Source organism: Streptomyces rectiverticillatus, assembly GCF_013394065.1.
GTDB lineage: Bacteria > Actinomycetota > Actinomycetes > Streptomycetales > Streptomycetaceae > Streptomyces > Streptomyces rectiverticillatus.
Map to the genome: position 1 here is coordinate 3,905,143 of NZ_CP040752.1, position 22,631 is coordinate 3,927,773.

Here is a 22,631-nt window from a genome sequence, read left to right on the forward strand (position 1 = left end):
TGTTTCACGCTCGGCCCGTGGCGTGATGCGCTGCGTTGTACAAGCAGTGGCTAGTGATCCACGTGGTGTGTCGGCTTGGAAAGAGCCACGGCGTGTTGAGCGGCGCGCCATGTCGGGCCGTAGTGCCATGGAGTTCGGACGCGGCCCGAGTGCAGTTCAGGTGCAGTTCCAGTAGGCAGTCCCGCAGTGCCGTGCAATGACCGCGCAGGGCTGTGCAGGGTCGTGCAGGACCCTGCAGCGCCTTACGGGTTTCCGCGGCACGCCGGTGCGCAGGCCGGCTGCTCCGGCGCGCCGGCGGACCCGTTCGGCGCAGCAGTGCAGCGAGTTCCATCCGTACCACCCGTACGGCCGTGCAAAACCGCTAGGCAGTCGCTGAGCAGTCGCCAGGCAGTCGCAAGGCAGTGGTGAGGTAGTCACAAGGTGGTCGCCAGGAGGTCGCAAGGCGGTCGTAAGGCGGTCGTAAGGCAGCGCAAGGCAGTTCAGAAGTGCATGCATGCAGTCCATCAGCGTGATCCGGCCCCTGCCACCGGCGGGGGTCCCGACTTCGGCGTTTACGGAAAGGAACGAGCGCTCATGCGCGAGATCCTCGGAAGGCGACGCAAGCTCTCGCTCAGGCGAGGCGACCGGTCCGCGGTGCTCACCGCGGCCCTGGCCTATGCCACCGAATGGCAGTGGCCCGTGCTGCCCGGCGTGGGCCTGCGGCCCGACGGCGGGCGCGTACGCCGGTGCGGCTGCCCGCAGCCCGACTGCGCGGCCCCCGGCGCCCACCCCTTCGACCCGGGGCTGCTGGCGGCCACCACGGACGCCCGTATGGTCCGCTGGTGGTGGACCAACCGGCCCGACGCACCCGTCGTGCTCGCCACGGGCGGCCGTGCGCCCTGCGCGGTGAGCCTGCCCGCGGTAGCCGGCGCGCGCGCCCTTGCGGCCTTCGACCGCGCGGGCATCCGCCTGGGCCCCGTGGTCGCCACCCCCACCCGCTGGGCCCTGCTCGTGGCGCCCTACTCGCTGGAGGTCCTGGGCGAGCTGCTCCACCGCCAGGACTGGGTGCCCGGTTCGCTGCTCTTCCACGGGGAGGGCGGTTTCGTGGCCCTGCCTCCGTCGCCCACGGGGGCGGGCAGGGTGCGCTGGGAGCGGGCGCCGCTGCCCGGCGGCCGGAGTGGCCCGGCCGGATCTGTCAACGGCGCCTCGGGTGGCGGGATCCGTACGTTCCGCGGGGATCGAAGCGAGCGCGCGGAGCGTAGGGAAGGTACGACCCGGTCCACCGCGCCGTGGCTGCCGGACGTGTCCGCTCTGGTCGACGTCCTCGTCGAGGAGAGCGCGGGCACGCCGGGCGGCGGCAGCCGGCTGGCCTACTGACCGCAGGGATGCGGCAGGGCGCTCTTGAGAGGCCATGAGAAGCCATGAGAGGCCATGAGGGGCCTCGAGAAGCTTCGAGAAGCTTCGAGACGGCCATGAGGGCTCGTAAGAGCCTTGAGGAGCTCGAAGAGTCTTGAGGGGCTTTGAAGGGCCTTGAGAAGCGCCGGTACGAGCACACGGAGAGCGCGTACGGACGGGAGACGCACGCGCTCTCACTCGTACGGGTGTAAGCCCGTCCGAGTTCTGCGGGATTCCACCGCGCGGCCCCGGGGCGAGCCTTGTCCTGACCGCTATGTTCAGGGGTGAGGGCCTGTGCCGGGCGATGCCGGCCGGGCCCGGTCGAACCGAGGCCGGGGTGTCCCGAGCCCGTCCCAGCCGTCCCCGCGATCCATTCAGCGTCCGCGCGGCGAGTCTCAGGTGGTCCCCATGGAGCGTGCGTCTGCATCCGGTGTGCCCGAAGTGTCCGGTGCATCCGGGATGTCCGGTGGGTCGAGGGTGCCCGCGGAGCCCGACGGAATCCTTGCGGAGACCGATGGGACCTTCGTGGAGCCCGACGAGACCCTCGCGGAGCCCGGCGGGACCCCCGCGGAGTCCGGCCGGAGCGGTGAGCCGCGGGGCGCCAACCTCCGTATGGTCGCGCTGGCGAGCGCCGTGGCGCTGGCCGTCGTGCTGCCCTTGGCCGCCGCCACCGCCGGTCCCGTGGGCCTGCCGGGCCCGGAGTCGGCGCGGGGCGAGCATCCGGGGAAGCACCCGGGGGCCGGCGACGGGCTGCGTGGCGAGTCGGCAGGGCTGGGAGGCCCGGGTAAAAACTTCGGCAAGGACCTCGGCAGGGGCCTCGGCCCGGACCTCGGAGAGGACCTGGGCGAGGGGCTCGGCGTGGGAGGGCGTCCAGGCCCGGGTGCGGGCCGGGACGCGGCCCGCGGCGGGCGCGGCACGGACGGCGGCTGGCCCGCGGCCTCGCCGCCGCTGACGGGCCCCGCCGGGCCGGCGGTCTCGGCGTCCGCCCGCTGCGGCCCTGAACTCACCTCGCCCGAAGGCGTGGAGGCCCAGACGTGCGTCCTGGAGCAGGGGAACGAGACCTGGGCCCGTACGTACTACCGCAACGCGACAGGCGCCCCTCTGCGGGCCGTTCTGACCCTCATGGGCCCCGACGGCCGGACCGTCCAGGTGCACTGCCGTACGACCGCCTCCGACGACCCCGACGGGTGCGAGACGCCTCGCGCGCGGACGGTCGGGGCGGGGAGCGGGCAGGCGGCAGGGAGCGGAAGGGCTGCTGGGGGCGGGAATGCGGCGGGGGCCGGGGCCGGGGATGCTGCCGGAGGCGAGCTCGGCGGAGATCCGTACGAGGCGGTCGCGGAGATCGCATCGGCGGACGGGAAGCTGCTGCTGCGCTCGGGAAGCAACTCGGCGGAGGACCGAGGGGATTAGCCGGCGGTCCGTGTCGACGTCCGTGCCTGCGCCCGTGCCCGTGCCCGCATCCGCGTTCCCGGGCATGGAAACGCCCGGTCGCTGGCGACGGGGGATGCACCAGCGACCGGGCTCCTAGAACGGTAACAAGAGATCGGCCGTTCGCAAATTCGATCGTGGATTTCCGGACGCGTATTTCCGGGCTGACAGCGGGAGTTGTGACAGGAGTCACGTGAATGGCGGCCATTTTGCCGCCGGAATCAACTACTCCGCTGCCTGGAATCCAACAGTCCGCCCCCGGGACCCGTTACGCCCGGCCGCTCCGGGGGCGGACCCGCCTCAGTTCAGGGTGATCTGACGACTGGTGAGGCCGCTGCGTGCCCGCCGCTCGTCGGGCGTCAGGGGAGAGGTGTCGGCGAGTGCCGTGGCCAGCCGCTCCGCGAAGGCCGCGGCCGGCTTCTCGGTGTCCTCCGCGCGCATGTCGCTCGGCAGGTCCCAGACGGGCACGGTGAGGCCGTGCGCCCGGAACGACCCGACCAGGCGGGTGCCTTCGCCGAGCGAGGAGGTGCCCGCGGCGTGCAGCCGGGCCAGAGCGTCCAGAAGCTGCTCCTCGGGGTGGGTCATGACCCAGCGGAGGTGATTCTTCTCGGGGGTCTCGCACCAGTACGCGGCCTCGACGCCGGAGAGGCGGGCCGTGGGGATGGCGGCGGCGTTGGCCCGGTCCAGGGAGGCGGCGACCTCGCCGGTCGCGTTCTCGGCGTTCTCGACCCAGAACTCGAAGCCGGTGTGGACGTCCGGCTCGAACGGAGCCTCAGGGTCCAGCAGGTCCTGCAGGCGCGGCCCGTCGGTCTCGGCGCGGCCGGCGGTCACCGGGGTGCCCGGGGCGGCCTCCAGCGCGCGCCGAAGGGTGTCGGCGAGGTCGCGGCTGAGGTCGCCGGAGGCGGTGTCGTTCTGCAGGCCCAGCAGCACGGCGCCGTTGTCGCGGCGCAGGGCGGGCCAGGCCATCGGCAGCACGGTGGCCAGTGTCACCGACGGCACGCCCTCCGGCAGCCCGCCCTTGAGGGCGAGCTCGACCGTCGCCGCGGGCACCAGCTCGCGCAGCGCGACCCAGTCCGCCTCGCCGGGCAGGCCCTCGAAGGGCCGCTGGACGAGCTCGGTGGCCGCCTGCACGGCCGCGCGGCCGTGGCAGGCCTTGTAGCGCCGGCCCGAGCCGCACGGGCAGGACTCGCGGGCGCCGACGACGGGGATCCGACCGTCGACGGCCTGCGGCGATGAGGCCTTCGTCTGGGGCCCCTTGGTCTGGGGGCGGCGCTTCTTGGCCATGGCGTGCGTGTCTCCCGATCGGTGCAGGTGCGTACGGCGCGGCGGGCACGGCGGTGTGCGTACGGGTCTGCGTACGACACGGTCCGGTCCGTACGACGTGGCGCGTACGGCTCGTACGGCTTGTACGGGCGCGAGCCTAGCGCTCGCCGCGGCGGCCGGGACGGGCACGCGCGGGGGCGTCGGGAGGAGGGGACGGCGGGAGGCACGCGGAAGGCGTGTACGAAGGCGCGTACGAAGGCGTGCGGGGAGGCTGTCGGTCGGCTTCGGCTTCGGCTTCGGCGTAGGCGGGTCGGCGGGTCCTCGGCCGGTGGCGGGGTGCCGCTCTCCGCGGAGCGTGTTCCCTGGCGGGCGCTCCGGGTGCGGGGCCCACCGGCCGTGCACGGGCGTGCTTGCTCTTCGTTCTCTTGGTTCGTACGGGAATGCTTCGTCGACGTCTCGCGGCTGGATCTACGCGCGTCACGCCGTCGTCATGTCAGTTCGTCGATATCTGCGAATGCGGGTCTGGGGCCTGCGGCGACGCGCGTAGCGAAGCTGTCGTGCACCGAGAGCGCGGCCCAGACGGTCATCTCGCCCGATGTGTCACGGACCCCCCAGTCCTGGGAGAGGGCGCTGATGATGTTCAGCCCGCGGCCTCCGCGGGCGGTCACCGAAGGCGTGGCCGGAACCGGCCGGGTCGGGCCTCCGCCGTCCGTCACCTCGACCGTGAGCCGGCCGTGGGCGTCCACTCTCCATGCGGCACGTATCCCCCCGTCCTTGTCCCCCTCGTCCCCGTCTCTGCGACCGTCCCCCTCCGGGCTCAGCGGGCGTCCGTGCCGGTACGCGTTGCTGAGCAGCTCCGAAAGGATCAGTACGGCGTCGTCGATGACCGAATCCGGTACCCCGATGATGCGCAGATCCTTGCGCATCCGGTGTCTTGCCTGGCCCACACCGGTTGGACCATGGGGTACGGCCATGATCGACGACGTGGGCACCTCCTGTGCCACCACCAACGCCACCCCCGAGACCTCCTTTGCCCCACGTCAGGGGATGGATGCCCCAATGGACTGGACCGGAAACCGGCCATCCGAGACCCGCCGGGGGCACTCGACCGACTCGAACACGCACCGAACGCGCCGGTGCACTCCTTGTAATGGGACTACGGCGTGGGCGTCATGGGGATACGTGGCTGGATGCAGCTGATGCAGCTGCGTCCCGCGGCTGGACGCGGCTGGATACAGGGGAACTACGACCGGCCGAGCTGGGTGAGCACCCGCCTGGGCCGGTTCGTGATCAGCGCGTCCACGCCGAGGCGCGCGCAGAGCTCGACGTCCTCGGGCTCGTTCACCGTCCAGACGTGCACCTCATTGCCCGCTTCGTGCAGCCGGGCCACGTAGCCGGGGTCCTTGCGGATGATGCGGATGCTCGGGCCGGCGATGCGGACCCCCGCGGGCAGCCGCCCGTCGCGGTGACGGGGCGAGACGAACTGCATCAGGTAGACGGTCGGCAGCGCCGGCGCGGCCAGCTGGACGCGGTGCAGGGAGCGGGCGGAGAAGCTCATGACCCGTACCGGCGAGGGGCCGTCGTCCGCGGGCGGCCCGGCGAGTCCGAAGCGGCCCAGGAGTTCGAGCAGCTTCTGTTCCACCTGGCCCGCCCAGCGGGTCGGGTGCTTGGTCTCGATGGCGAGCTCGACGCGCCTCCCCGCGTCGGCCACGAGCTCCAGCAGCCGCTCCAGGGTGAGCACGGACGTCGTGTCGAGGTCCGGGGCCTCCATGTCGGAGACGTCGGCCTTCCAGGAGCCGAAGTCGAGAGTGGCGAGGTCGGCGAGCTCCAGGGAGGAGACGGCGCCGCGGCCGTTGGAGGTGCGGTTGACGCGGCGGTCGTGCACGCAGACGAGGTGGCCGTCGGCGGTGAGCCGGATATCGCACTCGAGCGCGTCGGCACCGTCCTCGATCGCCTTGCGGTACGCGGCCAGGGTGTGTTCCGGAGCGTCCTCGGAGGCCCCGCGGTGGGCGACGACGGAGAGCGGGTGCCGCTCGGGGCGGAGGTCCCGGGCCGGGTGCGCATTGGTCACCGCGTTATCGTGCCATCGCCCGGCACCATCGTGCATGCGGTCCCTTTTGTTATGGAGTGCCTGGAGCGCAGCGTTGCCGCCGTGGGGGCACAGGGTCCGCTTACGGTGGTCTGACGTGCGGTGGGAAAAGCTTGTCCCGGGCTGGTCGTGGGTGGCGGGAACGACGCCGGCGGCATGGATCCTGCGGATGACGTGGACACCACACCGCGCATGGCGTAGGCACCATGTAGGAACTGATGTGGCACCTGATGAGGAGAGAACTGTGAGCACCGAGAACGAGGGCGCCGCCGTCGCGCCTGCGGAGGGCGTTCCGGATGTTCCGGGCGGCTCGTCGGGCATTTCGATGGAGAAGGGCGACGGCGCGGAGGCGGCCGGGGCCGCGGTGACGGGTGCGGCTGGTGCGACGGGTGCGGCTGGTGCGGACGCACCCGGCTCGCAGGCCCGCACGGAGACGCCTGCGGCCGCTGCGCCCGCTGCTGCCCCTGCTGACCCCGCTGCCCCTGTCGACCCTGCTTCCGGCGCCGTTCCGGGCGCTCCGGCTGTTCCGGCCGCACCGGCTGCCCCGGCCGCTCCGCCCCAGGCTCCGGTACCGCCGGCGGCCCCGCCGCAGCCGGGGTACGGGCACCAGCCGGGGGCGCAGGGCCGGGGTGCCGGCGGCTGGTACGACGCGCAGGCCCAGCACCCCCAGCACCCCCAGCAGCCTCAGCAGCAGCCCCAGCACCCCCACCAGCCGCCGCAGGCTCAGCCCCAGGCGGGGCCGTACCCGTACGGCGCACCGGCGGGCGGCGGCCCGGTGGGCCCGACCGGGGTGTGGGCCGGCGGCCCCGACGCGTACCCGCCCGCTCGCAAGCGCGGCGGCGGGCTCGTGGCGATGGCGCTGGCGGCGACCCTCGTCGCGGGCGGCGTCGGCGGCGGGATCGGCTACTGGGCGGCCAGCCGTGACGACGCCGGCAGCTCGACGACCATCTCGTCGTCCGGCGACCCGAAGACCGAGAGCCGCGCCCCCGGTTCCGTCGCGGACATCGCCAACAAGGCGCTGCCGAGCGTCGTCACCATCGAGGCGCAGAGCGGCGGCGGCGAGGGCGGTACGGGCACCGGCTTCGTCTACGACACCCAGGGCCACATCCTCACCAACAACCACGTCGTCGCCTCGGCCGCACAGGGCGGTGGCAAGCTCATGGCCACGTTCTCGGACGGCAAGCAGTACGACGCCGAGGTCGTGGGCCGGGCACAGGGCTACGACGTCGCCGTCATCAAGCTGAAGAACCCTTCCGGCACGAAGCTCAACCCCCTCCCGCTGGGGAACTCCGACAGGACGGCGGTGGGTGACGCCACGATCGCGATCGGCGCGCCTTTCGGGCTGTCCGGCACGGTCACCACGGGCATCGTCAGCGCCAAGAAGCGCCCCGTGGCCTCCAGCGACGGCGGCGGCATGGGCAAGGCCTCGTACATGAGCGCCCTCCAGACGGACGCGTCGATCAACCCGGGCAACTCCGGCGGCCCGCTCCTCAACGCCCAGGGCGCGGTCATCGGCATCAACTCCGCCATCCAGTCCGCGAACAACGGCGGTGGCTTCGGCGGCGCCCAGCAGCAGGCCGGCAGCATCGGCCTCGGCTTCGCCATCCCGATCAACCAGGCGAAGAACGTCGCCGACCAGCTCATCAAGACCGGCAAGCCGGTCTACCCGGTCATCTCCGCCTCGGTGAACATGAAGGACGCCGGCGCGGGCGCCAAGATCGCCCCCACCGGTGACAACAACAGCCCGGCCGTGGCCCCGGGCGGCCCGGCCGACAAGGCCGGCCTCAAGCCGGGCGACGTCATCACCAAGCTCGACGACACCGCCATCGACAGCGGCCCCACCCTCATCAGCGAGATCTGGACCCACAAGCCGGGCGACAAGGTGACCGTGACCTACACCCGCGACGGCAAGCAGTCCACGGCAGAGATCACATTGGGCGAACGCAAGGGCGACAGCTGAAGCGATAGGCTGGCCCCCGCGCCGCCGCACAGGCGGTGCGGGGAGGCTTGCCCGAGCGGCCTAAGGGAACGGTCTTGAAAACCGTCGTGGCAGCGATGTCACCGAGGGTTCAAATCCCTCAGCCTCCGCCACACCTGCATTGACGCAGGTCAGAAGGGGTGCACCCGATCCGGGGGCACCCCTTGCGCATAGGCGGGCGCTGTCTCACCCTGTAGCGCCTGCTTCCCGGCGTTGACCAGTGTCTGTGGCCCATTTGTGGCCCAGATTCCGTGGACCACCAGGCCGTGACGGATCGTTGCTCCGGCCCTCTGAACAGCAGAAAGCCCTACCTGCCTGTAGGCGGGTAGGGCTTCTTGGCGCTGTGGCGCTACTCGTCGTCGTCCATCAGAGCGCGCTCGATCTGCTCGTTGGAACGCGTCTGGCTGCCGTGGATGACCTTGACGTAGAAGCGGAAGAAGACGGCGATGCTGTGCCCGGCACGGCGGGCGACTTCGGCGGGGGCAACGCCTGACTTCAGCCAGAGGGAGACGCCCGCGTGGCGCAGTGAGTACGGTTTGGCCGCGAGTGGCGCAGTGGCCTCGGCCTGGACAGGACCGCTAGGCGGGCGGCCTTCCAGATCTCGCCGTACTCCTTGGAGAGCAGGTGGCCGCCGCGGGCGGCCCGGAAGAGTCGGCCGTCCTCGGCGACGCCGAATTCTGCGATGTGGTCCAGGAGCATGCGGACGAGGGCAGGTGGGATGGGCACGGAGTGGGTGGCGTTGTGTGCCCTCCGCTTCAGCCCGCGGGAGTCGAATGACTCTCCGGTGTTCGTCCAGGCGGAGCCGATGCGGGGTGCGCTCTTCGAGAGGAGGAGTTCGCCCCACCCTGTCTCGGGCAGGTTGCAGTCGGCCCGGGTCAGCGCGGTGATTTCTGCGGGGCGAGCGGCGGCGTAGTAGAGGCAGCCGAAGAAGGCGAGGAGGTGGCGTCCGCGGTCGCCCTGGTCGCCAGTGGCGGTGGTGATCCGTCTGGACAGGCGGGGACCCGCGACGAAACGAAAGTCGACTTCGTCGTCTGCCTCGGGCGCTTCCCAGTCGACTTTGGTCGTCGGGAGGGTGGGGAGGAGTTCGCATTCGATGGCGAACCGGAGCGCGTTGGTGAACACGGTCTCCTTCCGCTTCACCGTGTTCGCCGCGGCCAGTTCGCCGTTCAGCTTCAGTTGCAGGGACTCCAAGGCCGCGCGGACGTGCACGGGGCTGCTGAGAGCGGTCACCTTGACGGACTTCTTCGCCATCCAGGCCAAGGCCGCCGTGACGTCCTTGGGCGGTTCTTCTACCTCAGTGTGCGGCTGCCACTTGCCCTCGCTCGCCCGCTCCTGTTGTCTCCGCCCCGCTACACGGCGGCCCCGGCCGCTCAGCGCGCATTACCGCTGTCGCGCACCGCCCGGAACAGCACCAGCACCCCGAACAACAGCCAGCACTCCGCGACCGACCATTGTGAAGGGTTCGAGCAGCACCACCATCAGGACCACGTCCCCGGCCCGACCGGACGCTGTCCGAGGCTCCCGGCGCCCGCGAAGGCCAGTGGTGGGCCGATGCTCTGTGGTGCAGAACGCTTCGCGTGCGGCACCGCGTTCGTCTGCGGGAGGTGTACCAGCACTAGCGCCGCTGACCCGTGGGCGGCTCAGGCCGTGACGAGGGGAAAGCATCGGCATAGTGGCTGATGCCGGGAAGGGGCATAGGTGGCACACGTGGCGGACGATCGTTCGGCCGCCCCGCCGTCGTGGCTGACTTTCTGTGGCACAGGACTCCACACCGCGGCCCATCCTGCGCTCTCCTACTGTGTGTTGCCGCCTGCGGGCTCCGGGGAGCTCCGGGGAACACCACGGCACCTTGACGGGGAGGGCTGGCGCGGCCATCGTCTGTGCAACCAGACGCAACCGAGTAGGCAGGGGTCAAGGCCATGGCTCTACTGTTCTTCGGCAAGGACCCGAACACCAACGGCGATGACTGCCCGACGGTATGGGTGGATGGCAAGAGCGCCGATCTCGTGTTCCAGGGGTGGAAGGCCGACAACGAGACCGAAGAAGAGTGCCGTACGGTGGGCCACATCCCCGACACGGAAGCAGTGATCCGGATTCCGGCGCGTATGGTGCCGCTGATCAGGAAGGCGTGCGATGAGGCCGAACAGCGTTCCACCGTTTAGTGACCTGATCAAGCAGTGCCACCGATCGGCCGTTCACCTGGAGCTGCGGGATACGTACAGCGTCGCTTCGGAGACCGACGACTTCGCCGAGTGGCAAGCCTGCGGAGAGATCACGCCTGATTCGGTTGAGCGGCGTCGTCCCTGGCTCGACTTGGTACGGAGCGCGGTAGCGCGCGGTGTGGAGATTCGTCGAGCTCGGGTGGTCTCAGTGCCTGTCAGTGAGTACATCCGTTACGAGTACGCCGGTACGCATCTGAACGTCGAGGCCGGGGAGACGGTCCGTTGGCTGCCCCGAAGGGACGCAGCCACGCTGGCTCTGCCCGGTGCGGACTTCTGGCTGTTCGACGACCGACTGATCCGCTTCGGCCACTTCAGCGGCGACGGCGCATCCGCGGGGCATGAGCTGTGCGACGACCCGGCAGTGATCAAGCGGTGCGCTGAGGCGTTCGATGCGGTCTGGCAGCGCGCAACCACCCACGCGGAGTTCGCTGTCTGACGACGTCAGCGGACGAGCCAGCTCATGCCCAAGTATCAGTCATCGAGCGTCGAAACAGCCCGCAAGGCCGTGGCGGCGAAGCTGCGTGAGGTCCGACTCGACGCCGGGCTGACAGGGCATGAGCTGGCCGTACTCTGCGGGTGGAACAAGTCCAAGTCCTCACGCATTGAGAATGCGCGTACGCCCCCGTCAGATGCGGATATTCGGGCATGGTGCGCTGCATGTGATGCCGGCGACGAGGCGGCGGACATCATTGCGGCGTCGCGTACTGCCGACTCCATGTACCTGGAGTGGAGGCGTCTGCAGCGCACTGGCCTGCGGCGCCTGCAGGAATCTCGTATCCCGCTCTACGAGCGTACGAAGCTTCACCGAGGCTATGCGTCACATGTCGTGCCAGGCTTGTTCCAGACGCCCGCCTATGCGTCCGCGTTGCTGTCGGTCATCCGCCGGTTCCATGGCACCCCGGACGACACGGTCGAGGCCGTTGAAGCCCGCATGGCTCGGGCGCGCGTTCTCCAGGAAGCGGGGCATCGGTTCACCCTGCTGATTGAGGAGTCGGTACTGAGGTACCAGATCGGCGATGCCGAGACGATGGCTGGCCAGTTGGGACACCTGCTGTCGGTCATGTCGCTCCCCGCTGTCTCGGTCGGGGTCATCCCGTTTACGGCGCAGAGCCGCGGCATGTGGACCCTGGAGGGCTTCAACATCTTCGATGACGAGCGGGTCCACGTGGAGCTGCTGACAGCCCAGGTGACCGTCACGGCACCGGGTGAGGTCGCGATGTACGTCAAAGCGTTCTCCGAGCTGCGCGACCTGGCTGTGTACGGGGCGTCAGCCCGAGCTGTGGTGACTGCAGCACTCGACTCGCTCCGGTGAAGAACTCGCGTGCAACAACGTAGAACTTGCTAGGGGGTCGGACTCTCGTGCTCCTAGCGTGTCGTCATTCGGACGACGCGAGGAGCGGGGATGAGCACTCGTAGGACGACCATGTCACCAGCTCCCCACTTGGGGTTGCCGACCTTTGAGCGGCCGGATCCGGTCCCCGGCTGCGGGGACTGCGCGAGATTGGCGATCACCCGGTTGGGCGCCCGGACGGCGGGTGACTATACGACCGTTACGGACTGCGATATCCGGATGCGCAGGCACGCGGAGGGACACCGGTGAGCCGGGTCTTTCGGTTCGTGCCGTACACGATCACGCAGGACGCGGCGGTGTGCCCTGAGTACACAGCTGAGTGTGTAGCCGGTGACGAGGAGGAGTGCGCGGCGCACTCCGGGCGGTTTGTGGACCGCGGCGATGCCGAGACGTGGATGTTCGAGCATGCTCGGGACACCGGTCACCGGCCGTTCCGGCGGACCTTCACCGATTACGCCGACGTCGACCAGGACCAGGACGGCGAGCACGGCCGGGAGCGCGGCGAGCGCGCCGGGGGTGTGACGGTGGCGCATGGGTTCCCGGTCACGGCACATGTGCTGATCGCGGACCGTCTGGGGCGTCTGCTGCTGGTTCACCCGGCGAAGCGTGGTGCCCCGTGGCATCTGCCGGGCGGGATCGTTGAACCGGGGGAATCGCCTCTCGACGCTGCCCGGCGGGAAGTCCGTGAAGAACTCGGCCTCACCTTCGACGCCCACCTGTGGCGCTTCCTCGCGGTCGAGTGGCTGCAGGCCACCGGCCCGGGGCGTCGTGACCGTCTGGCGTTCTTGTTCACCAGTCCGCGGCTGTACTCCGGCGATGAGAGCCGCATTGTCCTGCAGCAGGACGAGGTCGACGCGTGGCGCTGGGAGTACACCGGCTCCGCACTCGGACTTCTCCACCCGCGCATGTCCGAACGCGTCGGGCGTGCTTTACGTACCCACCGGGCCCAGCCCGCCAGCTATCTGGAATCCAGGACCGAGGAGCCGACACCATGACCGACTTCCCTGAGCGCACCCTTCGGATCGGCACCCGCAGTTCCCCGATGGCGCTTGCCCAGGTCGACCAGGTCTCCACTCTGCTGCGGAAGCATGAGCCGGAGCTGAAGATCGAGGTGGTGCCCGTGACGACCGAGGCCGACAAGTGGCAGGGCGACCTGGCCCAGCTCGGCGGCAAAGGGCTCTACGTCAAAGAGATCGACACCATGCTCCAGCGCGGTGACGTCGACATGGCCGTGCACTGTGTCAAAGACGTCCCCGGCGACCGGCCCCTACCGCAGGGGCTGATCTTCGCCGCCTACCTGGACAGGGACGACGTACGGGACGTCCTGCTTTTCCCCGAGGGGTCCGAGCGGCAGACCCTTGCCGACCTTCCTCCTGGTGCCGCCGTGGCCACGTCCGCAGTGCGGCGCAAGGCACAGATCAACCGGGTACGGCCCGACCTCAGCGTCGTACGGGTCCGTGGAGCGGTCGGCTCCCGGGTCGAGAAGCTCGACGGCAAGCGGAAGGTGGATGCCAAGCTCGACGCGATGGTCCTCGCCACCTCCGGGCTGGAGCGGCTCGGGATTGCCCACCGGGGGCGGCAGGTATTCAGCGTGGACGAGATGCTTCCCGCGGTGGGCGCTGGCACGCTCGGGCTGGAGTGCCGCCGGGACGATGCGGCAGTGGCGGCACTGCTGGCCCGGCTCAACGACGAGCAGACCATGACCGAGATCACCGCTGAGCGCGTGATGCTGCACGGCCTGCGCGGGCACTGCAACAGCCCCATCGCCGGTCACTGCATCACCGACCCTGACGGACAGTTGTCCCTGCGCGGGATGGTCTTCTCACGCGACGGCTCCAAGTTCGTCCACGCTCACATCTGGGGCGAGAGCGACAACGACCCCGCCACCCTCGGCACCCGCGTCTGCGCCGAGCTGCTGCGGCAAGGCGCCCGGGACATCATCGAGGGCATCCCTCACTGACCCTCTTCGTGTTGGGGCCTGTCTCACCCCGTACCGCCTGCTCCCCGGCACTTATCGGAAGGTGGGAGCACGCGCGCGTGATGCAAGATCACTGTGCGCTGACGGCGCGTTCGGCGGAGGGGAGTTCGTGCGGGTGGTTGAGCTGGGAGCCGTGGAGCGGTTGCGTCGGGCAGGGTTGTTGGTGCTTCCGGGGGGTGTGTCCCCGGGCACGCCACCGATGAGCGTCGTGGGTCTGCTCGCATCGTGTGGTCCGGCAGACGGCCGGCGGGACGCTTGGGTGGACGGCTGGGTGGACGAAGAGAACCCTGGGGTCGTGGAAGCGGCCAACGCGGGGTGGTTCGCGCTCGCTTGCGAGCACGGGGTGTTCGGTCCGGAACGCGAGTTCCTCCTGGCCCTGCCGTCCGGGGAAGACGGTACCGAGTGGCGGCGGGTACGGCTGCTCGACGCGTGGGACCTGATGGGCGAAGGGTCGGCCTGCGGCGAGTTCCTGATGTCGTCACTCGACGGACGTGTCGCCATGCGAGGCACCACCTATCAGCGCGGGGTGAGCAGCATTGTGGTGCCGGAGCCGTGGCGGGCGCCGACGATTCGGACGTACATGGACCGGATCTCCGAGCGAGTCACGCGGGGCGAGCTGGACGGCGACCGATACCGGACGCTCGCGCATGCCTGGCGGCAGTACGTCCGGCACCACACGGGCTGACCGTCGCGCCGTCCCGGGGCTGCTAAGTCCTGTCCGGCGGATCACGACGCCGTGGTCGACCGAACGTGTGGTTTGAGGGCATTGCCCGCAACGCTTCTCGTCGGCAGGTGAGTGTTCGTCTGGTCTACTTGCTGCCCGGATAGCCGGATGGTGCATCAGAGCCTGCCGGGCGGCGACAGACAGGTCATGGGAGTAGGGGATGTAACGCCATGGAACACGAGATGCGGGCTGAATATCCAGAGGGCCTCTCGCCTGGGCAGCCAGACGCCCCGGTGAAGGTCTGGCACATGGTCCGGCTGGGTGGGACGGAGGCTATGTGCGGCCGTGATCTCGACCCATCCTCCGCCACTCAGCCATCCGATGCCTGGGGCACCGCGAAAGGCGAGCCGTTCTGTCACTCTTGCGCCGCCCTTTACCTGAGGGAAGTCCCTTAGGCTGTCCTGCGGGTCATGTCCGGAGCCAGAGTCGGATTCGCTGCGACGGTGACGGTTCCGTGGAAGACGTAGGCGCGTTTGTCATAGCGTGTCGCGACGGCCCGGAAGTTCTTGAGGCGGTTGATCGTCCACTCGACTTCATTGCGGCATTTGTGCATGTCCTTGTCGAATCCGGCGGGTCGGCCTCCCTTGCTGCCGCGACGCTTGCGGTTGGCCCGCTGGTCCTACGGCTCCGGGATGGTGTGCTTGATCTGACGTCTGCGCAGGTAGCGGCGGTTTCGGCGGGAGCTGTATGCCTTGTCGCCGCCCAGGTGGTCCGGCCGGGTCCGCGGATGCCCGCCAGCGGGACGGGCGACGCGGACGCGTTCCATGACCGGGATGAGCTGCGGGGCATCGCCCCACTGGCCCGGGGTGATCAGGAGGGCCAGCGGACGGCAGGATGTCGAGTCCACGCTCACCATGCTCCAGTCGATCCGGCCTTCCGCGTCGGCGTCGCTCTGGACGGCCCGCAGGATCCGGTCCCACGTCCCGTCCGCCGACCAGCGTCTGTGCCGCTCATAGACGGTTTTCCAGCTTCCGAAACGTGTCGGTAGATCCCGCCACGGGACACCAGCCCGCTCACGGAAGAGGATCCCGTTGATCACCTTGCGGTGGCTGGCCCAGCGTCCGCCTCGCTGCCCGGACTTCGGCAGATGCGGCTGCAGCCGGGCCCACTCGTCATTCGTCAATTCACCCCGCCCCACGCAGGGCCTAACGCCCCGAACGCGAGACAGTCACATGATCCACCGGACAGGACTTAGGGCGTGTCCGATGGGTCGATACCGGTTCACGGAACACGCTTCAGCTCGGTATGTGATCAGGCCCGTGCGGAGTAAAACGGTTGCTCTGTCCGCGCCTTCGAATTTGGTCACAACGGACGGATGCCGACCGCATGGTTCTCCTTCCGGCCTGTCCCGACCTCGTACGTCACCCGACCATGACGTTCACACGATCGAGCTCACGTCGGACTCGTTTTGCTTGACTCGCCCATGGGGTTGAGTCTCGCGAGGTCCGCCAGAGTCGGCATCTTGATCGTCTCCGCGCCAAGCGCCTTGGCGATGGCGTTGAACAGCCCCACTGCTTCCTTCATGCTGCCGTTGTCGCTGCCGGCGCCTTGGTGGGGGTCGTTGTAGCCCAGGTCCTTGGCCACGCTGTCCGGAACGAAATACGAGACATTTCCTGCCTTCGCGATCGGCATGGTCAGCTCTCCTTGTCCGTGACACCGCCGAGGTAAACCAGGACACTCATCGCCACCTTGCTGGCGAGCTGCTCCTGCTCCGGCGGTGGCAGCTTGGAGACCGCCGCGGTGAAGGCCGCCCACGCCTCCTGGACGCTCAGGGCGTTGGCGTGCTTGTCCGGCGCGGCATGCTCGATGAGGTGCCCATCCTTGTGGACGATCTTCGGGTCGAGTACAAGTCCCATCGATTCCTCCTTGCGTGGGGGAAATGCCCTTCGAGCCTAGATTGAGGTGACAGACGTGTCGCGGTGAGTGTCTCCGGCCGGGTGTCAGCTCAATGCGGCGAGATGGTCCGCCGCGAGAAGCAGAAACGCAGCTCCGGCCGAGGCCACGCACGCCACCTGGAGCCGCCGGTACTTGATCAGTGCCAGCCGGGACTGGACCCTGATCTCCTCGCAGCGAGCGTCCTCGCGGACATCTTCTCCATCTCCGCCATGTCCGACGGGTCGCAGGAGTCCCTAGAGCCTGTCCGGCGGATCATTGTCACGGCAGGTCAGCCTTGTTTGATTCCGCGGCCGCGACTGGGGATTGGCTGTCAGGTCATCGCGAACTTGGCGACGTACTCGTCAAAGGGCTCGATGCCGACTTCCGCACGGAGTGCGTCCATGCGCTCGGGCTCTTCACAAGGCCACGGAATGGGTGACCCGTCCTTCACGCCGGCGATCTGAGTGCCGTAGACCTGCTTGCGGCCCTCATTGACCAGCGTACGGTCGCGCAGAAAGGCCAGCTCGCGCGGGCTGGCCGAGCCTGCCGACACCGCCTGCTCCATCAGCTGGAGGGCGCGCCGCTGGACGTCGAGCTGCCGGTCGGCGTGCTGGGCGATCAGCCACGCCGCGCGTGCGGCTTCCTCGCCGACCATTTCTGCCGTCGGCCAGCCGTACTCGTCCATGATCTCGCCGAGCCGGTCGCCGTGCCGTGCGGTCAGCCGCCGCCACGCCAGCTGCTCGGCCGGGTCATCGCTGTTCGCGCGGACTGCGGACTGGTGATCTGCCACGGCCATGTCGGCGAGTTCCACCGCCAGTGCGGCAACGTCGTGCTCCACTCTCGACTTCCTGGTTGCGTCGGTGCGTTGTGCTCGTCGACCGCAACCCTAAAGGCGCAAATAAGGTGTAAAGATCATTCCGGAGAACGGTGACAGGCGCCTCTCCGGACCCGGATAATGGATTTATGCCCGGAGCCGGAGCCGGATCGCTGCGACGGTCACGGTGCCCTGGAAGACGTAGGCACGCTTGTCGAATCTCGTGGCCACGGCCCGGAAGTACTTGAGGGCGTTGATCGTCCGCTCCACTTCGTTCCTGCGCTTGTAGATCGTCTTGTCGAAGCCGGTGGGCCGCCCGCCATGGCTGCCGCGGCGCTTGCGGTTGGCCCGCCGGCTCTTCGGCTCGGGGATGGCACCACCGACCCGGCCGACCGGATGCGCTCCATGACAGGGATGAGCTGCGGGGCATCGCCCCACTGGCCCGGAGTGACCAGCAGTGCCAGGGGCCGGCGTCCGCCTTCCCCGGCAAGGTGGATCTTGCAGGTCAGGCCGCCCCGGGAGCGTCCCAGCCCCTCGTCGGGGCGGTGCTGCCGGGGCGTTGCTCTTTTCCCAGCACCCGCGGCGATCTCCTGCGCGCTCCGGCCGCATGCTGGTGGGCCCGGCAGGAGGTGGAGTCCACGCTCACATCGACCAGTCGATACGGCCCTCCGAGTCGGCGTCGGACAGGACGGCCGCAAAGGGCAGATGCGGGCGTAGCCGCGCCCATTCCGAGTTCGACAGATCCCCCCGCCCCATGTCCATGCCAACGAGCCGAGCCTGGAACGGTCACGTGATCCGCCGGACAGGGCCTAGCCGCATGGCGGTTGCTCGGCTCCGGCCGCAACCGGGGCGGAAGCGGCTCAGGCCGGCACCCGCAAAGGGTGCCGGCCTCGTGGCGCGGAGCGGTGTGCAGCAGCGTGCAGGGGGTGCAGGGGCGGGGAAGCGGTTCGGTCAGGCGGCCGGGGCGGTTTCCTTCTCGGGGGCGGTGGCGTCCTCGGCCGGGGTCCCGGCCTTGTCGTTGCGCATGACCACCACGGCGAGCAGTGCGGCGGCCAGGACGCCGATCGCGCTGAAGGTGAGAGTGGTGGACATCGAGGCGGTGAAGGCGTCCTTGGCGGCCTGGACCAGGCCCGCGTCGCCCTGAGCGACGGACAGCGCACCGTTGATCGACTGCTTGGCCTGTTCGGGGGCGCCCGCCGGCATCTCCGCGGAGAAGGTGCTGGTGAGCAGCGAGCCGAGGATGGCGATGCCGAGGGCGGTGCCGGCCTGCTGGATGGTGTCGTTCAGAGCGGAGCCGACGCCCGCCTTGTCGGCCGGGATGGTCGCCATCAGGGCGCCCACGGCAGCCGGCATGGCCATACCGGCGCCGAGACCGAGCAGGCCGAGGGCGACCGACGGGACGGTGAAGCCGCTGTCGGTGGTGACGGTGGTCAGCAGGCCGAAGGAGGCCGCCATCAGGAGCATGCCGGCCAGGATCAGCCAGCGGTAACCGACCTTGGTGGCGAGCTTGGCGCCGGCGCCGTTGCCGATCAGCGCGGCCACGGCCAGCGGGGTGAACGCCAGGCCGGCCTTGACCGGGGAGTAGCCGAGGACCGACTGGAGGTACTGGGTGAGGACCAGGAGCAGGCCGCCGTTGCCGATCTGGACCAGGGCCAGTGAGATCGAACCGCCGGTGAAGTTGCGGTGCTTGAAGAGGACCAGCGGGACCATCGGCGAGGCGGTGGTGTTCTCCCAGACCACGAAGCCGGCCAGGGAGGCGACGGCGACGGCGAGGGTGACCAGCCCGCGGCCCTCGAAGGCGCCGTGCTGCGGGATCTCGACGATCCACCAGACCAGGGCGGTCATGCCGACGGCGGAGAGGACGGCGCCCAGCGGGTCGGGCTTCTGCCAGGGGGCCTTGGACTCGGGCATCAGCAGCAGAGCGGCCACCACGGCCAGGACGACGACCGGGACGTTGATGAAGAAGATCGAGTGCCAGGAGAAGCGGTCGATCAGGACACCGCCGAGGACCGGGCTGCCGACCAGGCCGAGCATCGACACCGAGCCCCAGGCCGCCATCGCCTTAGGGCGCTCCTCCTCGTCGAAGACCGTGATCAGGATCGACAGCGTGGACGGCATGATCAGCGCACCGCCGACGCCCATGGCCACGCGGACGGCTATGACCTCACCCGGAGTGGTGCAGAACACCGCGGCCAGCGACGCCGCCCCGAAGAGCAGCAGACCGATGATCATCACCTTCCGGCGGCCGAAGCGGTCACCGAGGCTTCCCGAGGTCAGCAGCAGGCCGGCGAAGACCAGCACGTAGGAGTCGAGGATCCACTGGATCTGCTGGGGGCTCGCCCCGAGGTCCTCGGTCATGGCCGGCACGGCGACGGTCAGCGCCATGCTGTCGACCACCAGGACCAGCGTGCTGAGGCACAGCACGATCAGGATCCACCAGCGATGCGGACTACGGGTCTCGGCCCCTGCGACTGCGGCTGCCATCGGGCTTTCCTTTCGGGTTGCGCACGCCGTTCCGGCGATGCGCACACTGTTCCGTGCGTTGCGCACACCGTACGCTGATGCGTACACCGTTCGCAACCCATGAACCCTGTACGCTGAATGCGCACGACGTACGCAAAGGAGCGAGCCGATGGCCGCTGACAAGAAGCCGCAGCCCATTCCCTCCGTCTGGACCCGCCGACCGCGCACCGCGGAACAGCCCGGGCTGTCCCAGGAGGCGATCGTCCGGGAGGCGATCGTGATGCTGGACGCCGACGGCATCGAGGCCCTGAGCATGCGGAAGCTGGCCGCCCGGCTGAACGCCGGGGCGACCTCCCTGTACCGCCATGTCGCCACCAAGGACGAGCTGATGGAGCTCGCCGTGGACGAGGTCTTCGGGGAGATGGTCGTACCGCCCGCCGACTCCGCCGATTCCGCAGACTGGCGGACGGCGGCCGCCCGGGCCGCCGCGTCCTTCCGCGCGACGGCCCTGCGCCACCCGTGGCTGTCCTCGGTGCTGGGCCAGGCCGGCCTGGCCTACCTGGGCCCCAACCTGATGTCCTTCTCCAACCGGCTGGCGGCCCTGTTCATCAAGGCGGGCTTCCCCGAACCCACCCGGGCGATCGACACCCTCATCGCGTACGTGATGGGCATGAGCAGCGCCGAGGCGGCCTGGCTGACCACGGTGGCCCGGTCCGGAGAGACGGAGGCCGGCCTCATCGCCCGCCTCATGCCCGACGCCCAGCAGGCCGCCGCGGCCCACGACAACCTGACCGAGGCCTACGCCGAAACCGCCGAAGCCGTCGGAGCCGTCGGAGCCGCAGCCGAGGGGTTCGACCCGGTCGGCATGCGCGACGAAAAGTTCGTCTACGGGCTGGAGGCCATGCTCGACGGCTTGGCGCTGCGCCTCCCGGCAGCCGGGCCGCCGCCCGTGGAGTGACCTGAGATCCGGAGGAGGCGCCGGCCGGGTTTACCGGGCGGCCAGTGCTTCGACGGCTTCGACGACGGGGGCCGTGCCGTCCTCGGCGGCGAGTGCGGTGCGCAGTTCGGCGGCCCGCGAGCGCCAGGCCGGTTCGCGGACCGCGCGGGTGATGAGGGCTGCGAGGCCGTCCGCCGTCAGGTCCGCCATCGGCAGGACTCCGGGCGCGACGCCGAGGGAGCGGAGCCGGGCGGACCAGAAGGGCTGGTCGTAGAAGGCGGGCACCGGGACCGCCGGCACGCCGGCGCGCAGGCCGGCCGCCGTGGTGCCGCCACCGGCGTGGTGCACCACGGCCGCGGTGCGGGGAAAGAGCCACCGGTGGGACACCTCTCCCACGGTCAGGATGTCGTCGCTTTCGGCCGCCAGCCCTGACCACCCGGCCTGCACCACGCCCCGGACCCCGGCCCGGCGCAGCGCCTCGGTGCACACGGCCGACAGTTGCTCGCTGTCCGGCGAAGGCGTGCTGCCGAAACCGATGAAGACCGGCGGCGGCCCGGCGGCGAGGAAGTCGGCCAGCCGCGGGTCCGGCTGCCAGACGCTGGTCTCTTCGGGCCACCAGTAGCCCGCCACCCGGTGCTCGGGGGACCAGTCGCCCGGGCGCGGGACGACGTGCGGGCTGAAGCCGTACCAGATCGGCCAGTTCCCGGCCGGGCGCCGGCGCGCGGTCCGGCTCAGCGGCGGCAGTCCGAGCTCCGCCCTCACCCACCGGGCGGTCGACGCGGCTTGATGGTGGAACGCCCGCCAGAGAGCACCGGAGATGAGACGGTTGCCGATGCGCCCGGCGGAGCGACGCCCGAGCGCCATCGGTGCGAAGGCTCCGGTCGGGGCGACGGGTTGCAGCAGCGCACCCGTACTGGGCATGCCCAGGCAGTCGGCCACCGCCTTGGCCAGCAGCGCCGTCTGCCCGGAGGCGACGACGACGTCCGCGCCCTGCCGTACCGCCTGGAGGATGCCGTGTGCGAGGTCGGCCGTGTAAGCGGTTCCCTGTTTGGCGACCATGAGCGTACCCAGGGGGCCGTCCGTGCGGCCGGACAGCCTCTGCGCGCACGCTTCGTGCATCTCCCTGGGGTCCAGGGGGAGGCGGCGGAAGCCCAGCCCGCAGGCGCGGATCAGGCCGGCGAAGCGCTCGTGGGTGGCCACGGTCACGGCATGGCCCGCCTGCTGCAGACGGACCCCGAGGCCGGTGAACGGCGCGACATCACCTGTGGAGCCGCTGGTGACGAACAGGACGTGCATGACGCCGACTTCCTTGTGGGCAGGGGCGGATCGAAACGGGACAAACTATAGGGGTGGTGGGGCGTGGCCATGGGGAATCGGCCACGCCCGGCCGCGCCTAGTCGGCCCGCCTGAGTTCCACGGCCTGCCTCAGGCCCGTCTCAGTTCCACGACCCGCCTCAGTTCCACGGCTCGTTGAACGCCCGGCCGGGGACGGGCTTGGCGATGAGGGCCACGGGGATGAAGAAGTTGACCTGGCCGATCGCGATCATCAGGGTGGCGAGCGCCTTGGGCTCGTAGTGCTCGGCCACTTGGGCGTAGAGCTCGTCGGAGACCCGCTCGCCGTGTGCGGAGGGCTGGAGGACGGCCTCCACCAGAGCCAGCGCGGCGCGCTCGGCAGCGGTGAAGCAGGGCGCGTCCTGCCAGGACGCCACCGCGGTGATCCGCTCCTCCGACTCCCCGGCCTTGCGCAGGAAACCCGTGTGCAGGACGGTCAGGTACGTGTTGCCGACGATCTGGCCGGCACGCAGCTGGAGCAGGCTGATCGTGGTCCGCGGCACCGAGCGGTTGCCGGTGGCCTTGAACAGAGCCGCCGACACCTCGGCCAGCTCGGGGACGAGCTCCAGGGGGTCCACGGCCATCCGCGGGCTCGCCGGAACCTCAGCGGTGATCGCACGTGCTTCCATCGTTGCCTCCCTTAGGACTTCACCATCGCTTTTCACTGCACTGACGGATGGCGACGGGGGAGTGTGACGGACGGGGCGAACTTTTTATTTGCGGTGGCAGACGAACGTCTTGGCGCCGTCGTCCCCGGTCTGGATCACGGCACTGGCACAGCCCTCCGGACAGCGGGGCGGCGC

Annotated in this window: 22 protein-coding genes, 1 tRNA gene and 3 pseudogenes; 13 read left to right on the forward strand and 13 right to left on the reverse strand. The window is 69.9% G+C overall.

Annotated elements, in window-relative coordinates; all coding sequences use genetic code 11:
- The first annotated feature begins 573 nt into the window (after positions 1-573).
- A complete protein-coding gene (locus FGW37_RS16895; protein WP_179081812.1) occupies positions 574-1,356 on the forward strand; it encodes a bifunctional DNA primase/polymerase in 783 nt (260 codons plus the stop codon).
- 543 nt (positions 1,357-1,899) lie between these two features.
- Positions 1,900-2,784 (forward strand): hypothetical protein, encoded by an 885-nt coding sequence (locus tag FGW37_RS16900; protein ID WP_343067117.1) that lies wholly within the window; start codon positions 1,900-1,902, stop codon positions 2,782-2,784.
- Positions 2,785-3,102: 318 nt separating this feature from the next.
- On the opposite strand, the gene FGW37_RS16905 is transcribed toward FGW37_RS16900, so the two are convergent.
- The 3 genes and pseudogenes from FGW37_RS16905 to FGW37_RS16915 form a co-directional block, all read right to left on the reverse strand.
- Positions 3,103-4,086, reverse strand: coding sequence for a DUF5926 family protein (locus tag FGW37_RS16905; RefSeq protein ID WP_179081813.1), 984 nt, complete (start codon positions 4,084-4,086; stop codon positions 3,103-3,105).
- A 467-nt stretch (positions 4,087-4,553) separates the two neighbouring features.
- Positions 4,554-5,186: pseudogene (locus FGW37_RS16910) on the reverse strand (ATP-binding protein).
- A gap of 122 nt (positions 5,187-5,308) precedes the next feature.
- Positions 5,309-6,136, reverse strand: coding sequence for a glycerophosphodiester phosphodiesterase (locus FGW37_RS16915; RefSeq protein ID WP_246430414.1), 828 nt, complete (start codon positions 6,134-6,136; stop codon positions 5,309-5,311).
- A 262-nt stretch (positions 6,137-6,398) separates the two neighbouring features.
- Here FGW37_RS16915 and FGW37_RS16920 point away from each other — a divergent pair, with 262 nt between their 5' ends.
- From FGW37_RS16920 to FGW37_RS16930, 3 genes are all read left to right on the forward strand, one after another.
- Positions 6,399-8,114, forward strand: coding sequence for a S1C family serine protease (locus FGW37_RS16920; RefSeq protein ID WP_425506545.1), 1,716 nt, complete (start codon positions 6,399-6,401; stop codon positions 8,112-8,114).
- A 41-nt stretch (positions 8,115-8,155) separates the two neighbouring features.
- A tRNA-Ser gene (locus FGW37_RS16925) sits at positions 8,156-8,245 on the forward strand.
- Between the two features lie 230 nt (positions 8,246-8,475).
- A complete protein-coding gene (locus FGW37_RS16930) occupies positions 8,476-8,625 on the forward strand; it encodes a hypothetical protein (protein ID WP_179081815.1) in 150 nt (49 codons plus the stop codon).
- A gap of 2 nt (positions 8,626-8,627) precedes the next feature.
- Here FGW37_RS16930 and FGW37_RS16935 read toward each other — a convergent pair whose 3' ends face one another.
- Positions 8,628-9,392 carry a hypothetical protein gene (locus tag FGW37_RS16935; RefSeq protein WP_179081816.1) on the reverse strand — a complete coding sequence of 255 codons (765 nt, stop codon included), beginning with the start codon at positions 9,390-9,392 and terminating at the stop codon, positions 8,628-8,630.
- A 659-nt stretch (positions 9,393-10,051) separates the two neighbouring features.
- On the opposite strand from FGW37_RS16935, the gene FGW37_RS16940 reads away from it, so the two are divergent.
- From FGW37_RS16940 to FGW37_RS33320, 7 genes are all read left to right on the forward strand, one after another.
- Positions 10,052-10,294 carry a hypothetical protein gene (locus FGW37_RS16940; protein WP_179081817.1) on the forward strand — a complete coding sequence of 81 codons (243 nt, stop codon included), beginning with the start codon at positions 10,052-10,054 and terminating at the stop codon, positions 10,292-10,294.
- Positions 10,266-10,790 (forward strand): DUF6879 family protein, encoded by a 525-nt coding sequence (locus FGW37_RS16945; RefSeq protein ID WP_179081818.1) that lies wholly within the window; start codon positions 10,266-10,268, stop codon positions 10,788-10,790. Before FGW37_RS16940 ends, FGW37_RS16945 begins: the two co-directional genes overlap by 29 nt.
- A gap of 24 nt (positions 10,791-10,814) precedes the next feature.
- Entirely contained in the window at positions 10,815-11,666 is an 852-nt protein-coding gene (locus tag FGW37_RS16950) for a helix-turn-helix domain-containing protein (RefSeq protein ID WP_179081819.1), read from the forward strand.
- 284 nt (positions 11,667-11,950) lie between these two features.
- Positions 11,951-12,700: an NUDIX domain-containing protein gene (locus tag FGW37_RS16955; RefSeq protein WP_218650587.1), complete on the forward strand. Its 750-nt coding sequence runs from the start codon at positions 11,951-11,953 to the stop codon at positions 12,698-12,700.
- Entirely contained in the window at positions 12,697-13,665 is a 969-nt protein-coding gene (gene hemC / locus FGW37_RS16960; RefSeq protein WP_179081820.1) for a hydroxymethylbilane synthase, read from the forward strand. Before FGW37_RS16955 ends, hemC begins: the two co-directional genes overlap by 4 nt.
- Positions 13,666-13,978: 313 nt before the next feature.
- Entirely contained in the window at positions 13,979-14,368 is a 390-nt protein-coding gene (locus tag FGW37_RS16965) for a hypothetical protein (RefSeq protein ID WP_179081821.1), read from the forward strand.
- A 209-nt stretch (positions 14,369-14,577) separates the two neighbouring features.
- Complete coding sequence (locus FGW37_RS33320) at positions 14,578-14,802, forward strand: hypothetical protein (protein WP_246430415.1); 225 nt, start codon at positions 14,578-14,580, stop codon at positions 14,800-14,802.
- Positions 14,803-14,815: 13 nt separating this feature from the next.
- On the opposite strand, the pseudogene FGW37_RS16970 reads toward FGW37_RS33320, so the two are convergent.
- From FGW37_RS16970 to FGW37_RS16995, 7 genes and pseudogenes are all read right to left on the reverse strand, one after another.
- Positions 14,816-15,545, reverse strand: a pseudogene (locus tag FGW37_RS16970) (IS5 family transposase).
- 254 nt (positions 15,546-15,799) lie between these two features.
- Positions 15,800-16,039, reverse strand: a complete 240-nt coding sequence (locus FGW37_RS16975; RefSeq protein WP_179081822.1) for a hypothetical protein — start codon at positions 16,037-16,039, stop codon at positions 15,800-15,802.
- A gap of 2 nt (positions 16,040-16,041) precedes the next feature.
- The gene (locus FGW37_RS16980; protein WP_179081823.1) at positions 16,042-16,263 is read right to left on the reverse strand and encodes a hypothetical protein; all 222 of its coding nucleotides are present in this window, start codon (positions 16,261-16,263) and stop codon (positions 16,042-16,044) included.
- Positions 16,264-16,613: 350 nt separating this feature from the next.
- Entirely contained in the window at positions 16,614-17,120 is a 507-nt protein-coding gene (locus FGW37_RS16985) for a DUF6624 domain-containing protein (protein ID WP_179081824.1), read from the reverse strand.
- A 123-nt stretch (positions 17,121-17,243) separates the two neighbouring features.
- On the reverse strand, positions 17,244-17,534 hold the full coding sequence (locus tag FGW37_RS33325) for a transposase (RefSeq protein ID WP_246430896.1): 291 nt from the start codon (positions 17,532-17,534) through the stop codon (positions 17,244-17,246).
- A pseudogene (locus FGW37_RS34160) lies at positions 17,500-17,626 on the reverse strand (IS5/IS1182 family transposase); the annotation flags it as partial. The gene FGW37_RS33325 and the pseudogene FGW37_RS34160, both read right to left, overlap by 35 nt.
- A 421-nt stretch (positions 17,627-18,047) precedes the next feature.
- Positions 18,048-19,580 carry an MFS transporter gene (locus FGW37_RS16995; protein WP_179081825.1) on the reverse strand — a complete coding sequence of 511 codons (1,533 nt, stop codon included), beginning with the start codon at positions 19,578-19,580 and terminating at the stop codon, positions 18,048-18,050.
- Positions 19,581-19,728: 148 nt separating this feature from the next.
- On the opposite strand from FGW37_RS16995, the gene FGW37_RS17000 reads away from it, so the two are divergent.
- The gene (locus FGW37_RS17000; RefSeq protein ID WP_179081826.1) at positions 19,729-20,517 is read left to right on the forward strand and encodes a TetR/AcrR family transcriptional regulator; all 789 of its coding nucleotides are present in this window, start codon (positions 19,729-19,731) and stop codon (positions 20,515-20,517) included.
- A gap of 30 nt (positions 20,518-20,547) precedes the next feature.
- Here FGW37_RS17000 and FGW37_RS17005 read toward each other — a convergent pair whose 3' ends face one another.
- Together FGW37_RS17005 and FGW37_RS17010 are read right to left on the reverse strand one after the other, a co-directional pair.
- The gene (locus FGW37_RS17005; RefSeq protein ID WP_179081827.1) at positions 20,548-21,792 is read right to left on the reverse strand and encodes a glycosyltransferase; all 1,245 of its coding nucleotides are present in this window, start codon (positions 21,790-21,792) and stop codon (positions 20,548-20,550) included.
- Positions 21,793-21,950: 158 nt separating this feature from the next.
- On the reverse strand, positions 21,951-22,457 hold the full coding sequence (locus FGW37_RS17010; protein WP_179081828.1) for a carboxymuconolactone decarboxylase family protein: 507 nt from the start codon (positions 22,455-22,457) through the stop codon (positions 21,951-21,953).
- Between the last annotated feature and the right edge of the window lie 174 nt (positions 22,458-22,631).

Coding starts and splice junctions, on each gene's coding strand:
- FGW37_RS16940 (WP_179081817.1), top strand. CDS start 10,052: ATGGCTCTACTGTTCTTCGGCAAGGACCCGAACACCAACGGCGATGAC.
- FGW37_RS17000 (WP_179081826.1), top strand. CDS start 19,729: ATGGCCGCTGACAAGAAGCCGCAGCCCATTCCCTCCGTCTGGACCCGC.
- FGW37_RS16980 (WP_179081823.1), bottom strand. CDS start 16,263: ATGGGACTTGTACTCGACCCGAAGATCGTCCACAAGGATGGGCACCTC.
- FGW37_RS16975 (WP_179081822.1), bottom strand. CDS start 16,039: ATGCCGATCGCGAAGGCAGGAAATGTCTCGTATTTCGTTCCGGACAGC.
- FGW37_RS17010 (WP_179081828.1), bottom strand. CDS start 22,457: ATGGAAGCACGTGCGATCACCGCTGAGGTTCCGGCGAGCCCGCGGATG.
- hemC (WP_179081820.1), top strand. CDS start 12,697: ATGACCGACTTCCCTGAGCGCACCCTTCGGATCGGCACCCGCAGTTCC.
- FGW37_RS16995 (WP_179081825.1), bottom strand. CDS start 19,580: ATGGCAGCCGCAGTCGCAGGGGCCGAGACCCGTAGTCCGCATCGCTGG.
- FGW37_RS17005 (WP_179081827.1), bottom strand. CDS start 21,792: ATGCACGTCCTGTTCGTCACCAGCGGCTCCACAGGTGATGTCGCGCCG.
- FGW37_RS16945 (WP_179081818.1), top strand. CDS start 10,266: ATGAGGCCGAACAGCGTTCCACCGTTTAGTGACCTGATCAAGCAGTGC.
- FGW37_RS33320 (WP_246430415.1), top strand. CDS start 14,578: ATGGAACACGAGATGCGGGCTGAATATCCAGAGGGCCTCTCGCCTGGG.
- FGW37_RS16895 (WP_179081812.1), top strand. CDS start 574: ATGCGCGAGATCCTCGGAAGGCGACGCAAGCTCTCGCTCAGGCGAGGC.
- FGW37_RS16950 (WP_179081819.1), top strand. CDS start 10,815: ATGCCCAAGTATCAGTCATCGAGCGTCGAAACAGCCCGCAAGGCCGTG.
- FGW37_RS16905 (WP_179081813.1), bottom strand. CDS start 4,086: ATGGCCAAGAAGCGCCGCCCCCAGACCAAGGGGCCCCAGACGAAGGCC.